The 13,727-nt window shown below is 68.8% G+C and carries 9 protein-coding genes; 2 read left to right on the forward strand and 7 right to left on the reverse strand.

Annotation, left to right across the window (positions count from 1 at the left end; translation table 11 throughout):
• The 5 genes from Q7P21_RS14125 to Q7P21_RS14145 form a co-directional block, all read right to left on the reverse strand.
• Positions 1-4,470 (reverse strand): beta strand repeat-containing protein (locus Q7P21_RS14125; RefSeq protein ID WP_369695347.1); only part of this gene is annotated, 4,470 nt, incomplete at its 3' end.
• 599 nt (positions 4,471-5,069) lie between these two features.
• Positions 5,070-6,353 (reverse strand): MFS transporter, encoded by a 1,284-nt coding sequence (locus Q7P21_RS14130; protein WP_304172436.1) that lies wholly within the window; start codon positions 6,351-6,353, stop codon positions 5,070-5,072.
• A 136-nt stretch (positions 6,354-6,489) separates the two neighbouring features.
• A complete protein-coding gene (locus tag Q7P21_RS14135; protein ID WP_304172433.1) occupies positions 6,490-7,935 on the reverse strand; it encodes a coniferyl aldehyde dehydrogenase in 1,446 nt (481 codons plus the stop codon).
• A 78-nt stretch (positions 7,936-8,013) separates the two neighbouring features.
• Positions 8,014-8,793 (reverse strand): dienelactone hydrolase family protein, encoded by a 780-nt coding sequence (locus Q7P21_RS14140; RefSeq protein WP_304177570.1) that lies wholly within the window; start codon positions 8,791-8,793, stop codon positions 8,014-8,016.
• Between the two features lie 3 nt (positions 8,794-8,796).
• Entirely contained in the window at positions 8,797-9,405 is a 609-nt protein-coding gene (locus tag Q7P21_RS14145) for a glutathione S-transferase N-terminal domain-containing protein (RefSeq protein ID WP_304177571.1), read from the reverse strand.
• A 136-nt stretch (positions 9,406-9,541) separates the two neighbouring features.
• Here Q7P21_RS14145 and Q7P21_RS14150 point away from each other — a divergent pair, with 136 nt between their 5' ends.
• Positions 9,542-10,267: a glutathione S-transferase N-terminal domain-containing protein gene (locus tag Q7P21_RS14150; RefSeq protein ID WP_304177572.1), complete on the forward strand. Its 726-nt coding sequence runs from the start codon at positions 9,542-9,544 to the stop codon at positions 10,265-10,267.
• An 11-nt stretch (positions 10,268-10,278) separates the two neighbouring features.
• Here the strand turns inward: Q7P21_RS14150 and Q7P21_RS14155 are convergent, their stop codons facing one another.
• On the reverse strand, positions 10,279-11,538 hold the full coding sequence (locus tag Q7P21_RS14155; RefSeq protein ID WP_304177574.1) for an MFS transporter: 1,260 nt from the start codon (positions 11,536-11,538) through the stop codon (positions 10,279-10,281).
• 84 nt (positions 11,539-11,622) lie between these two features.
• On the opposite strand from Q7P21_RS14155, the gene Q7P21_RS14160 reads away from it, so the two are divergent.
• Positions 11,623-12,213, forward strand: coding sequence for a TetR/AcrR family transcriptional regulator (locus Q7P21_RS14160; RefSeq protein WP_304177576.1), 591 nt, complete (start codon positions 11,623-11,625; stop codon positions 12,211-12,213).
• On the opposite strand, the gene Q7P21_RS14165 is transcribed toward Q7P21_RS14160, so the two are convergent.
• On the reverse strand, positions 12,192-13,727 hold a 1,536-nt coding region (locus Q7P21_RS14165), incomplete at its 5' end, for an amidohydrolase (protein ID WP_304177577.1). The genes Q7P21_RS14160 and Q7P21_RS14165 overlap by 22 nt on opposite strands.

Here is a 13,727-nt window from a genome sequence, read left to right on the forward strand (position 1 = left end):
GGACAGCTGGGTGGCGGTCAGCGAACCGATCTGGGTCGAGGTGATGTCGGCGAAGTCGGTGGTGGTCAGGCTGCGCAGCTGGGTGCCGGTCAGGCCCTGGACCTGGGTCGTGGACAGCGAGCCGAACTGGGTGGCGTCGAGCGTCGACAGCACGGTGTTCGACAGCGCCCCGAGCTGGGTGGAGGTCAGGCCGGTCAGCTGGGTCGTGGAGAGCGAGCCGACATTGGTCGCGCTCAGCGAGCCGATCTGGGTGGCGGTGAGCGCACCGACCTGGGTCGAGGACAGTTCGCCGATATCGGTGGTCGACAGCCCGCCCAGTTGGGTGGTGGTCAGGGCCTTGACCTGGGTCGCCGACAGCGAGCCGACCTGGGTGGCGTCCAGCGCCGAGACCGCGGTGGCGGTCAGGGCCGCCAGCTGGGTCGTGGCCAGGCTGCCGATCTGGGTCGAGGACAGTTCACCGACGTCAGTGGTCGACAGGCCGGCCGCCTGGGTGGTGGTCAGGCCCTTGAGCTGGGTCGTGGACAGAGCGCCGGCCTGGGTGGCGTTGAGCGCCGACAGGGCGCCGGCGGTGAGCGCGCCGAGCTGGGTCGAGCTGAGCGCGCCAACCTGGGTCGAGGAGAGTTCGCCGACGTCAGTGGTGGTCAGGCCCTTCAGCTGGTCGGTCGTGAGGCCCTTCACCTGGGTGGTGGAGAGCGCGCCGATCGTCGTGGCGTCGAGGTCCGAAACATTGGTCGCCGACAGGGAGCCCAGCTGGGTCGCCGTGAGCGAGCTGATCTGGGTGGTGGTCAGGTCCGCGAAGTCGGTGGTGGTCAGGCTGCGCAGCTGCGCGCCGGTCAGGCCCTGGACCTGGGTGGTCGACAGCGAGCCGACCTGGGTCGAGGTCAGGGTCGACAGGGTGGTGTTGGACAGCGTCCCGAGCTGGGTCGAGGACAGGCCCGTCAGCTGGGTGGTCGACAGCGCCGTGACATTGGTCGCGCTGAGCGAGCCGATCTGGGTGGCGCTCAGCGCGCCCACCTGGGTCGAGGAAAGCTCACCCACGTCCGTGGTCGACAGGCCGCCCAGTTGGGTGGTGGTCAGCGCCTTGACCTGGGTGGCGTTCAGCGAACCGGTCTGGGTGGCGTCGAGCGCCGAAACCGCCGTGGCGGTCAGGGCCGCGACCTGGGTCGTGGCCAGGCTGCCCAGCTGGGTGGTGGAAAGCTCGCCCACATCGGTGGTCGAGAGCCCCGCGACCTGGGTCGTGGTCAGGCCCTTGAGCTGGGTGGTGGAGAGCGCGCCGGTCTGGGTGGCGTCGAGGGCGGAGAGCGCCGCCGCCGTCAGGGCGCCGAGCTGGGTGGAGGACAGGGCGCCGATCTGGGTCGAGGAGAGCTCACCCACGTCGGTGGTGCTCAGGCCCTTCAACTGGTCGGTCGTGAGGCCCTTGACCTGGGTGGTCGAGAGCGCGCCGACCTGGGTGGAGTCAAGCGCCGAAGCATTGGTGACCGAGAGCGCCCCGAGCTGGGTCGCGGACAGCGAGGTCAGTTGGGTGGTGGTCAGCTCGCCGAAGTCGGTGGTCGACAGGGCGCGCAGCTGGGTCGTGGTCAGACCGCTGACCTGGGTGGTCGACAGCGAGCCCACCTGGGTGCCGTCGAGCGTCGACAGAGTCGTGGCGGTGAGGGTCCCGAGCTGGGTCGAGGTCAGGCCGGTCAGCTGGGTGGTCGACAGCGCGCCGATATTGGTGGAGCCGAGCGCGGCGATCTGGGTCGCGGCCAGCGCCCCGACCTGGGTCGAGGACAGCTCACCCACATCGGTGGTCGAAAGCCCGCCCAATTGGGTGGTGGTCAGAGCCTTGACCTGGGTGGCGGACAGCGAGCCGGTCTGGGTCGCGTCAAGCGCCGACACCGCCGTGGACGTCAAGGCCGCGACCTGGGTCGTGGCCAGGCTGCCCAGTTGGGTGGTGGAAAGCTCGCCGATATCCGTGGTCGAGAGACCGGCCGCCTGGGTCGTCGTCAGACCCTTCAGCTGCGTCGTCGAGAGCGCGCCGGTCTGGGTGGCGTCCAGCGCCGACACCGCCGCCGCCGAGAGGGCGCCGAGCTGGGTCGAGGACAGGGCGCCGACCTGGGTCGAGGACAGTTCACCGATGTCGGTGGTCGTCAGGGTCTTGAGCTGCTCGGTGGTCAGGCCCTTGACCTGGGTCGTCGACAGCGCGCCGACCTGGGTGGCGTCGAGCGCCGAGACATTGGTGGCGGTGAGCGAACCCAGCTGGGTCGCCGACAGCGAAGTCACCTGGGTGGTGGTCAGTTCGCCAAAGTCGGTGGTCGAGAGCGAGCGCAGCTGGGTCGAGTTCAGGCCCGAGACCTGGGTGGTCGACAGCGAGCCCACCTGGGTGGCGTCGAGCGTCGACAGGGTCGTGGTGGTCAGGGTCCCGATCTGAGTCGAGGTCAGGCCGGTCAGCTGGGTGGTCGACAGCGCGCCGACATTGGTGGCGCCCAGCGCCGTGAGTTGGGTCGCGGCGAGCGCACCCACCTGGGTCGAGGACAGTTCACCCACGTCGGTGGTCGACAGACCGCCCAATTGGGTGGTGGTCAAGGCCTTGACCTGGGTCGCGCTGAGCGAACCGGTCTGGGTCGCGTCGAGCGCCGAGACATTGGTCGAGGTCAGGGCCGCGACCTGGGTCGCCGCCAGGGATCCGATCTGGGTCGAGCTGAGCTCGCCGATATCCGTGGTGGTCAGGCCGGCCACCTGGGTGGTGGTCAGGCCCTTGAGCTGGGTGGTCGAGAGCGCGCCGGTCTGGGTCGCGTTCAGCGCCGACAGGGCCGTGGAAGTCAGCGAGCCGATCTGGGTCGCGGTCAAGGCCCCGACCTGGGTGGAGCTCAGCTCGCCCACGTCCGTGGTGCTGAGGCCCTTCAGCTGGTCAGTGGTCAGACCCTTGACCTGGGTGGTGGTCAGCGCGCCGACCGTCGTGGCGTCCAGCGCCGAGATGTTGGTGGCCGACAGCGAGGAAAGCTGGGTCGCGGTCAAGGAGCCGAGCTGGGTCGTCGACAGCTTGCCGAAGTCGGTGGTGCTCAGGGCGCGCAGTTGGGTGCCCGAGAGCCCGCCGACCTGGGTGGTGGTGAGCGCGCCCACCTGGGTGGCGTCGAAGGTGGCGACCGCCGTGGTCGGCAGACCGCCGATCTGGGTCGTCGACAGGGCGCCGATCTGCGTCGTCGACAGGGCGCCAAAGCTGGTCTGGGCGAGCGCCGACAGCTGGGTCGCCGCCAGGGCGCCGATCTGGGTCGAGGACAGTTCGCCCACGTCCGTCGTGCTCAGGCCGCCCAATTGGGTGGTGGTCAGCGACTTCACCTGGGTCGTCGACAGGGAGCCGACCTGAGTGGCGTCCAGGGCCGAGACATTGGTGGACGACAGGGCCGCCAGCTGGGTGGTGGCCAGGCCGCCGATCTGGGTCGAATTCAGTTCGCCGATGTCGGTGGTCGACAGGCCGCGGATCTGGTCGGTGGTCACGCCGCGCAGCTGAGTGGTCGAGAGCGCGCCGACCTGGGTGCCGTCCAGGGCCGAGAAATTGGTGGCCGACAGCGACGAGACCTGGGTGGTCGACAGGGCCGCGACCTGGGTCGTGTTCAGCTCGGTGATGTCAGTGGTCGACAGGCCGCGGATCTGGGTCGCGGTGACGCCACGGATCTGGGTCACCGAGAGCGCCCCCACCGTCGTGGAGTCCAGGGCCGAGAAATTGGTGACCGACAGCGAACTGATCTGGGTCGAAGACAGCGAGGTGAGCTGGGTGGTGCTGAGTTCGCCGAAGTCGGTGGTCGACAGGCCGCCGAGCTGGGCCGAGGTCAGGCCACTGACCTGGGTCGTGGACAGGGAGCCCACCTGGGTGGCGTCGAAGGCCGAGAACTTGGCGACCGACAGGCCGCCCAGCTGGGTCGAGCTCAGGCCGCCGATCTGGGTGGTCGAGAGCGCGCCGATATTGGTGACGCTGATCGCGCCGAGCTGGGTGACCGACAGGGTCCCGACCTGGGTCGAGGACAGTTCGCCGACATCGGTGGTCGACAGGCCGCCCAGCTGGGTGGTGGTCAGGCCCTTGACCTGGGTCGTCGACAGCGCGCCGACCTGGGTCGCCGTGAGATCCGAAACGTGGGTGGCCGACAGGCCCGACAGCTGGGTCGAGGACAGCACCCCCAGCTCAGTGGCGTCGAGGCCGGAGATCTGGGTGGTCGAAAGCGCGTTCAGCTGCGGGCCGTTGAGCACCTGCAGCTGGCCGGAATTGAAGGACACCGTATCCGACAGATACGAGATCTGGGTGGTCGTGAGCCCCTTGACCTGGGAGGCTGAGAGCGACCCGATCTGGGTGGCGTCGAGCGCCGCGATCCCAGAGGTGTTGATCGCGCCAACCTGAGTGCTGCTCAGGGATGCGATCTCTGTCGTCGACAGGCCTTGGATCGTGCTGACCGACAGCGTGCTGATCTGCTGCGCCGAAAGAGCCGAAATCCCCATGTACCCATCCCGTCGTATGTCTGGAGCGACTGCTAGAATTCTAAAGCGACGCACACCGGCCCGCGCTCTACCTGAACGCGCTTTTCCGGCCCGTTAACCTAGATCAAATCACAGTTTCTAAGTTGTTACCGAACTACGGACCTCGCCCTGGCATAGGGGGATTCTCGCGGAGGCGGCGAGCATAAATGCCGGACTTTCCGGGGTACGCAGGGTTCGCGGCTGCGACAAATCGACAGGACTGGCCCCGGCCGACAACCTGGCGGGCGATCATCGGCCGCCACCCTGCCCCGGCCGCCCATGATTCCACAACCCACTATTTTGTCTGAAGAATATTGGCGGCCGTCGTCCGATCCCGGGTCGCCCGAGGGAGGGTTCCGGCCCCTGAGGGGCCTGAAGTCCAGCCGTCCGCCCCGCATAGGACTCCCCAAACCGGTGGGTCGCGTTCGACCGGCTGCAGGACCTGCGACCTGGGGGTGCGACATAGGCGACCGCTGGACACAGACTTGCCACAGGATCGCCCAAATCGGCGCTTTGGCCGACTCACGGCGCCGCTTGGCCCCTAGTTTCAGTTGAGCGGGGACTGATTCGGAGCGGCCGCGTTAACCCTTGGGCTCGGCCGCGACCGGCTCCAGGCGTGGCGACAGCAGGTGGATGACCGCCAGCGCGCAGAGATAGGCGCTGCTGGCCACGGCGAAGACCGGGCCATAGCCCCGAGCGTGATCCAGGGTCCAGCCCGTGTAGCGGGACATGGCCATGCCGCCGATCGCGCCCAGCATCCCGCCGATCCCCAGCACCGAGCCGACCCCGGCCCGGGGCAAGAGGTCTCCCGGCAGGGCGTAGAGGGTGGCCGAAAAGCCCTGATGGGCGGCGGCGGCCAGGCCAATGATCACCACCGCGCCCCAGAGGCTGCCCACCGAGGGCGCCAGGGCCACGGGGGTGGCGCACAGGGCGCAGATCAGCATCGTCACCTTGCGCGCCCGGTTCACACTCCAGCCGCGCTTCAGGAAGTGGGAGGACAACCAGCCGCCGCCGACGCTGCCCAGGTCCGACAGCAGATAGATGGCGATCAGCGGCGGGCCGAAGGTCTTGAGGTCCAGACCATAGCGCTTGCCCAGGAAGTCCGGCAGCCAGACGAGATACATGCCGAAGATCGGATCGGTGATCAGCTTGCCGAGCGCATAGACCCAGGTCTGGCGTCGCCGAAGCACCGCCCCCCAGCCCAGGCGCAAGGGCAGATCAGCCGGATCCTGCTCGATATAGGCCAGTTCGGCGGCCGAGACCTTGGCGTGCTCGCGCGGCCGCCGGTAGAGCCACAGCCAGATCGGCAGCCAGACCAGGCCGACCAGGCCGGTGGCCATGAAGGCGGCGGGCCAGCCCCAGGCCAGGGTGATGGCGGGCACGGCCAGGGGCGTGATGATCGCCCCGACATTGGCCCCGGCGTTGAACACCCCGTTGGCGAGCGCGCGCTCCTTCTGGGGGAACCACTCGACCACCGCCTTGACTGCGCCGGGAAAGGCGCCCGCCTCCCCCATCCCCAACGCCGCGCGGCCCAGCATGAACTGGCCGATCTGGCGCGCGCCGGAGGTGGCGAACTGGGCGACCGACCAGACGCCGAAGGCGACAGCGAGGCCGAGCCTGGCCCCCAGCCGGTCCGCCAACCGTCCCCAGGCCAGATAGGAGACCGCATAGGCCGCCTGGAAGCACAGGTGGACATTGGCGAAGTCGGTGTTGGTCCAGCGCAGGTCGTGGGAGATCGGGGCCTTCAGCAGGCCGTAGGTCTGGCGGTCCACATAGTTGATGACGATGGCGCAGAACAGCAGGGCCACCACGACCCATCGGCGCCAGCCGGCGGCGGGCGGTGCGGCGACTGGGCCTTCGGTCATCTTGTCCCCCGGCCTGGTCCAGCGTCTTAGAGCGGCGCGCCGACGTCCCAGCCTCGAGAAAAGACACCGGTGGCGCCCCTTATGACAAGCCCTTTTCGGAAGGACGTGCGGGCGGCCCTCAGGCCGCCCTGTCCGCTCAGCGCTTCATCTGGCCGTCGAGGTACTTGCGGATGCCGGCCCCATAGGGCGGGCGCAGCATCTGCAGCGGGCCGATGTCCTTCTTGATCTGCGAGAACACCGACTTCCTGTGGCTGAACTCGCGGAAGCCATCGACCCCGTGATAGCTGCCCATGCCGGCCGGACCGACCCCGCCGAACGGCAGGTCTTCCTGGGCGACGTGCATGATCACGTCATTGACCGTCACCCCGCCGGAGGTGGTGCCGTTCAGCACCTTGTCCTGCTCGGCCTGGTCGGCGCCGAAATAGTAGAGGCCCAGGGGCCGGTCATGGCTGTTGATATAGGCCAGGGCCTCGTCGAGCTTGCCATAGGTCTTCACCGGCAACACGGGCCCGAAGATCTCCTCCTGCATGACCTTCATGTCGTCGGTCGGATTGATGATCAGGGTCGGCGCGATCTTGCGGTGTTCCTGCTGGGACAGGTCCTCGTCGTCAGGCTTCAGCTCGATGATCCGCGCGCCCTTGGCCCGGGCGTCCTCCACATAGCCGGTGATGCGGTCATAGTGCCGCTGGGCGACGATGGCGGTGTAGTCGGGGTTGTCCTTGAGGGTCGGGAACATCTTCTTCACCGCGCCCTGGGCCTCGGCCACGAAGCTGTCGAGGGTGTCGCTGGGGGTCAGCACATAGTCGGGGGCGAGGCAGATCTGGCCGGCGTTCAAGGTCTTGCCGAACATCACCCGGGCGGCGGCGACCCCCATGTCGGCGGACGGGCCGATGATCACCGGGCTCTTGCCGCCCAGTTCCAGGGTGAGCGGCACCAGGTTCTGGGACGCGGCGCGCATGACATGGCGGGCGATGCTGGTCGCGCCGGTGAAGATCATGTGGTCGAAGGCCAGCTCGCTGAACGCCTGGCCCACCTCTGGGCCGCCGGTGATCACGGCGATCTCCTCCGGCGAAAACACGCCGCCGAACATCTGGGCCATCAGGGCCGAGGTGGCGGGGGTGAATTCCGACGGCTTGATCATGGCCCGGTTGCCCGCAGCCAGGACGCCGGCCAGGGGCGCGAAGGTCAGGTTGATCGGGAAATTCCAGGGGCTGATCACGCCGATCACCCCCTTGGGCTGGAACTGGATCTCGGCCTTGGCGCCGAGCAGGCCGAGGATCGCAGGCGTGGTCTTGCGCTTCTCGGGCCGCATCCACTTCTTCAGGTGGTCGCGGGCATGCTTCAGCGGGCCGATGGAGCCGGCGATGTCGGTGAAGGTGGTGGCCTCACGGGAGCGCGAGCCGAAGTCCTGGTTCAGGGCGTCCTCGATCGCCTTGCGATGGTCGATCAGGAGGCCGATGCAGCGATCGATCCGATCGATCCTCTGCTCCGCCGAGGGTGCGCCATCGCGCAGGTGGGCCGCCTTCTGCGCCGCCAGCACGGCGGTCATCGAAGCGGCGTCGTGGCCCAGTTTCGCGTCCATGGTCTATCCTCCGGGGAACGCTTCGGATGCGTTCTTTGGCGGGATCATTCGACCGCAAAGGCCCGGCCCGCAAGGGCTTCAGAGGGTCTCGCTGAAAAAAGTGACGCAGGCGTCACGCGATGCCGTAGCGGCGCCCGGGTTGAATTCCATCACGACGGGGCCGCCCTTTCCCTTGTGGGCGAAGGGGTCATTGATGGTCTGGGCCGGCAGGTCGCGGTCGAAGCCATGCCCGGCGCCGGGATAGGTCACGCCCCGGATCACATTGCGCGAAGCCTCAGGCAGGCGGGCCATCAGCTGGTCCAGGCCATCCGGATCATCATAGGTGTCGGCGTCGCCGCACTGGATCAGGATCGGCGCCCCGGTCAGCTCGGCGAGCGACAGGCCGGGCACGGTCTCATAGGCCCAGACCACAGGATAGTTGGCCATGTGGGCCTTGAAAGCCCCCTGCCCGTCCCCGAACCGGGCGAGCGCGCCGGGCGTGGCCGACAGCAGGGTCACCACCGCCCCCCAGGAAAAGCCCATGATGCCGATCCGCGCGGCGTCGATCTCCGGCTGTTCGGCCAGGAACCGCTTGGCGGCGAAGGCGTCGGGCAGGGTCTCGATCGGCGAGCGCGGCCGGGCGGCCGCACCCCGGGCGCTGCCGCGCGCCGCCCACATGTCGATCTCCAGCGTGGCGATCCCGGCGGCGTTCAGCGCCGGGCGATAAAATTCGCCGCGCCCGTCCACGCCGTCCGAGCCATGGCAGAGGATCACGGCCGGGACCTTGGTCTCGGCGGAGGGGATCGCCAGCTTGCCGGCCACGGTCAGGGCGGGCTCGGCCTTGGTCGCGAAAGCCACATAGGCGGTGCGCAGGCTCATGCCTCAGCGGGCCGGGTCGGTGATCGGCCAGGACGGCCGCTGCGAGAAGACCGCGTAGAACGCCGCCAGCTTCGGCCGGGTCGCCCGCCAGTCCTCGCTGGCGAAGCGGAAGTCGAGATAGCCCAGGCCGCAGGCGACCGCGATCTCCACGATTCCCACGTCGCCCTCGGCCTTGAGGGTCAGGGTCTCGAAGTGATCGAGGGTGCGGCGGACCTTGTCCAACTGGCCCTGGGTCCAGTCGGCCCAGCGCAGCGGTTCGGGCCGGAGCATCTGCTCGTAGCGGGCCAGCAGGGCCGCATCCAGCAAGCCGTCAGCGGCGGCGAGCTCGGTCAGCACGGCGAACCGCGCGGCTCCCGATGTCGGCGCCAGGGTCCGCGCGCCCAGGGTGTCGAGATAGTCGACGATCACCCGGCTGTCATAGATCGCCTGGCCGTCGTCGGTGATCAGGGTCGGCACCTTGCTCAGCGGATTGGCCGCGGCCACCTCGGGATTGGCGGCGGTGGGGGTGACCGTGGCGGTGACCAGCTCGATCCGATCGGCGAGCCCCAGCTCGTGGGCGGCGACCAGAACCTTGCGGGCGAAGGGCGAGGCGTTCGAATAATAGAGCTTCATGATCCCACCTTAGCGCGACCGCCTGGGCTGTCCTTTCAGAATTTGTGGGGTTGAGGCCCCGGTCTTCCTTCCTAGGTTCTACCGAGGCTATGGGGCGAAGCGAACCCCCTGCCCCCATCCCAGCCCCGAGGCCCGCATGTACGACATCCACTATTGGCCGACCCCCAACGGCAAGAAGGTGACCATCCTGCTCGAGGAGCTGGGCGTCCCCTACAACGTCGTCCCGGTGAACATCGGCAAGGGCGACCAGTTCACCGACGACTTCCTGAAGATCAATCCGAACAACCGCATGCCGGCCCTTGTCGACCACGCCCCCAAGGACGGCGGCGCTCCCGTGAGCGTCTTCGAGTCCGGCGCGATCATGATGTACATCGCCGAGAAGGAGGGCCGTTTCTGGCCCCAGGACGTGCGCGGCAAGTACGAGGTCACCCAATGGGTGATCTGGCAGATGGCCAATCAGGGGCCCAAGACCGGCGAACGCGGCCATTTCAGCCGGGTCGACCCCAAGCACGGCGACCAGTCCTACGCCCAGCGCCGGTTCAACGACGAGGTCCACCGGATGTACGGGGTGCTGAACAATCGCCTCTATGACCGGCCCTATGTCGCCGGCGACGCCTATTCGATCGCCGACATGATCTGCTACCCCTGGACCGCCAGCTGGGAGCTCCAGGGCATCGACATGGGCGAGTTCAAGTACTTCAAGCGCTGGTTCGACGAGATGGCGGCGCGCCCCGCTGTGCAGAAGGGCATGGCCGTCACCGCCGGTCCCTCGATCGATCCCGCCACCCTGACGCCCGAGGAGCGCGAGCGCCTGACCAAGCTGCTCTACAACCAGCGCGCCCGCCCTGCGCCGGCGGCCTAGACGCCCACGCCCTAGGCCAAGGCGACCGCCGCCGTCGCGCCTCGCCGGATCATCAGCGAGGCGCCGGCGGCGATGAAGGCGGTGAAGCCGGCCAGGACGAAGGCCTCCAGATAGCGGCCCTCGGCGGCGCGCAGGATCCCAGCGGTGATCGCCGCCGTCGCCGCGCCGACCTGGTGGCCGGCGGCGATCCAACCGAACACGATCGGACCGTCTCGGTCCCCGAAGGCGTCGGAGGCCAGGCGCACGGTCGGCGGCACGGTGGCGATCCAGTCGAGGCCGTAGAACACCGCGAACACCCCCAGTGAGACGATGGAGAAATCGGTGAAGGGCAGCACCACCAGGGACAGGCCGCGCAGGGCGTAATAGGCGAACAGCAGCTTGCGTGGATCATAGCGATCGGTGAGCCAGCCGGACGCCGTGGTGCCGATCAGGTCGAACAGCCCCATCAGGGCCAGCAGGCCCGCCGCCTGGGTCTCACCCATCCCATGGTCGCCGCAGAGCGCGATCATGTGCATCCCGACCAGACCATTGGTGGTCAGGCCGCAGACGAAGAAACCGGTGAACAGCAGCCAGAAGGTCCGGGTCTTGGCCGCGCGGCCCAGGGCCTGGAACGCATAGGCCAAAGCGCCGCCGCCGGCCTGGGCCGGGGCGACATAGTCCGCCGGCGCGCCATAGGGCCTGAGGCCGATGTCCTCGGGCCGCTCCGGCAGCAGGATCCACAGGATCGGGGCCAGGACCGCCGTGACGCCGGCGATGGTCAGCACCACCGGCCGCCAGCCGGCATGCTCCGCCAGCGCTGCCATGGCTGGCAGAAAGATCAGGGTGCCCGTGGCGGTCGAGGCGGTGAGTATGCCCATCATCAGGCCGCGACGCGCGACGAACCAGCGGTTGACCACTGTCGCCCCCAGCACCGCGGCCACCGCGCCCGAGGCCACGCCGGACATCACGCCCCAGGTCGCCACATACTGCCAGGGCGCGGTCATCATCGCCGACAGGCCGGTCGAGACCGCCATCAGCAGCAGGGCCAGGGGCACGACACGCCTGATCCCGAAGGACTGCATCAGCGAGGCGGCGAAGGGCCCGGTCAGGCCATAGAGGAAAATTCCCACGGCCGCCGCAGCCGAGACCGTGCCACGGTTCCAGCCAAAGGCCTTCTCCAGGGGCAACATCAGCACCCCGGGCGCCGATCTCAGGCCGGCGGCCGCCAGCAGGGCCAGGAAGACCGCAGCGGCGACGACGAAGGCGTAGTTCTGGCCAAAAGGGCGCTTCATGGCTATCTTCATGTAACTGACCGGTAAGTATCCACCGTGATACGTACCGGTCAGTTACATCGTCAAGGCGACATTTTCTAACACATGTCCGAGTCCGCCCCGCCGCCCCGCCGCGCCACCGACAAGCTCCGCGAGGCGGCGCGGGAGTTGTTCTATCGCGATGGCATCCGCGCCGTGGGGGTCGACGAGATCGTCGCCCAGGCCGGGGTGACCAAACCCACGCTCTATCGCAGCTTCGGCTCCAAGGACGAGCTTACCGTGGCGGTGCTGCGCGAGAGCGAGAGCGGGTTCTGGGCCCGGGTCGACGCGGCTGTGGCCGACCATCCCGGGAAGCCCCGCGCGCAGCTGCTGGCCTTCTTCGACGGCCTCGCCGAGCGTTCGACCAAGGAAGACTATCGCGGCTGCGCCCTGACCAACGCCGCGGTGGAATATCCCGATCGCGGGCATCCAGCCCGGATCGTCTCCGAGGCCCACAAGCGTGACCTGCGTGAACGCCTGCGCGGCAAGGCGGCCGAGCTGGGCGCTGTCGATCCCGCCGCCCTGGGCGACGCCCTGACCCTGTTGGTCGAGGGCGTCTATGTCTCCAGCCAGCTGTTCGGGCCGGGCGGGCCGGCCGGCGCGGTCGGCGTCGCCGCCGCCGCGCTCATCGACGCCTATTTGCCCCGGGCGTCGTAGACGATCCGGCCGCCGACGATGGTCATGACCGCGTGGGCGGTCGGGATCTCGGCGAAAGGCGCCGTCATCAGGTCGGCGGAGAACACCGAGATATCGGCGGCCTTGCCGGGCGCGAGGTCGCCGAGGTCCTTGTCGCGGAACACCGCATAGGCCGAGCCCTTGGTCAGCATGGCCAGCGCCTGCGGCCGGGTCAGGGTCTCGTCCAGGCCCCAGTCGGCGCCGGCATAGCCCTTGAGGTCGTGGCGATAGGTCGCCGCATAGAACTCGATCAGCGGATCACCCTTCTCCACCGGCGCATCAGTGCCGGCCGCCATGTGGGCGCCGGAGTCCCACAGGTCCCGCCAGGCATAGGCCTCCTTCAACCGCGCCTCGCCCAGGCGGGCCGGCGCGAAGAACAGGTCGCCGATGGCGTGCGACGGCTGCATCGAGGCGATCACCCCCAGCTTGGCGAAACGCGGCTTGTCCTCCGGTGACAGGACCTGAGCATGCTCGATCCGCCAGCGGGCGGCGGCGAGGCCGGCCGGATTGTCGTTGAAGGCCTTTTCATAGGCGTCCAGCACCATGCGGTTGCCCCGGTCGCCAATGGCGTGGATGGCGATCTGGGCGTGGACCGCGCGGGCCTTGTCGAGGGCGCCGGAGATCACGTCCGGCGGGGTCAGGATCAGGCCCGCGCCGTCGGCGTCGCTGTAGGGGGCCAGCAGGGCCGCGCCCCGCGAGCCGAGCGCGCCGTCCATATAGAGCTTCACGCCATCCACCCGGACCAGGCCGGTCGGGTCGGCATAGGGCCCCTTGGCCAGCACCTCGCCGGCCTCCTTCAGGTCCATGAAGTTGTCGACCCGGATCGGCAAGGTTCCGGCGGCGGCCATGTCCCGCAGGATCGCCACGTCCTTGGCGGCGACGCTGACATTGTGCATGCCGGTCCAACCGCGCGCGGCATAGAGGTTCACCGCCAGGCGGGCCGCCTCACGCATCTGGGCCTCAGTCGGCGGCGGGACCTTGGCGCTGACCAGGGCCTTGGCGTTGTCGACCAGCATGCCGGTCGGCTCGCCCGCCGCGTCCTTGAGGATCTGGCCGCCGGTCGGGGTGGCGGTGTCGCGGGTGACGCCGGCCAGGGCCAGCATCTTGGAATTGGCCACCAGGGCGTGGCCGTCGGCCCGGGTCAGCACCACCGGACGGTCGGGGACCACCGCGTCCAGATCTGCACGGGTGGGGAAGCGCTTCTCGGGCCAATGGGTCTCGATCCAGCCGCGACCGCTGAGCGGTTCGGTTCCGGGATGGGCGGCGTTCCAGGCCTTGAGCCGCGCCTGCAGCTCGACGATCGAAGCCGAGCCTTCCAGATTGAGAGTCAGTTCGCGAAAGCCGATGCCCATCAGGTGGGCGTGGGCGTCGACCAGACCCGGCAAGGCGGTCGCGCCCTTCAGGTCCACGTCCTGAGCGCCGGGCGCCGCCTTGCGGGCCTCGGCCAGCGATCCGGCGAAGGCGACCTTGCCGCCCTTGACCGCCAGGGCCTCGAC

Source organism: Phenylobacterium aquaticum (genome assembly GCF_947378715.1).
GTDB lineage: Bacteria > Pseudomonadota > Alphaproteobacteria > Caulobacterales > Caulobacteraceae > Phenylobacterium > Phenylobacterium aquaticum_A.

What these genes read in the sequence shown, in the direction of transcription:
- Q7P21_RS14130 (WP_304172436.1), bottom strand. Translation starts at nt 6,353, where the DNA reads ATGACCGAAGGCCCAGTCGCCGCACCGCCCGCCGCCGGCTGGCGCCGA.
- Q7P21_RS14135 (WP_304172433.1), bottom strand. Translation starts at nt 7,935, where the DNA reads ATGGACGCGAAACTGGGCCACGACGCCGCTTCGATGACCGCCGTGCTG.
- Q7P21_RS14150 (WP_304177572.1), top strand. Translation starts at nt 9,542, where the DNA reads ATGTACGACATCCACTATTGGCCGACCCCCAACGGCAAGAAGGTGACC.
- Q7P21_RS14155 (WP_304177574.1), bottom strand. Translation starts at nt 11,538, where the DNA reads ATGAAGCGCCCTTTTGGCCAGAACTACGCCTTCGTCGTCGCCGCTGCG.
- Q7P21_RS14160 (WP_304177576.1), top strand. Translation starts at nt 11,623, where the DNA reads ATGTCCGAGTCCGCCCCGCCGCCCCGCCGCGCCACCGACAAGCTCCGC.
- Q7P21_RS14140 (WP_304177570.1), bottom strand. Translation starts at nt 8,793, where the DNA reads ATGAGCCTGCGCACCGCCTATGTGGCTTTCGCGACCAAGGCCGAGCCC.
- Q7P21_RS14145 (WP_304177571.1), bottom strand. Translation starts at nt 9,405, where the DNA reads ATGAAGCTCTATTATTCGAACGCCTCGCCCTTCGCCCGCAAGGTTCTG.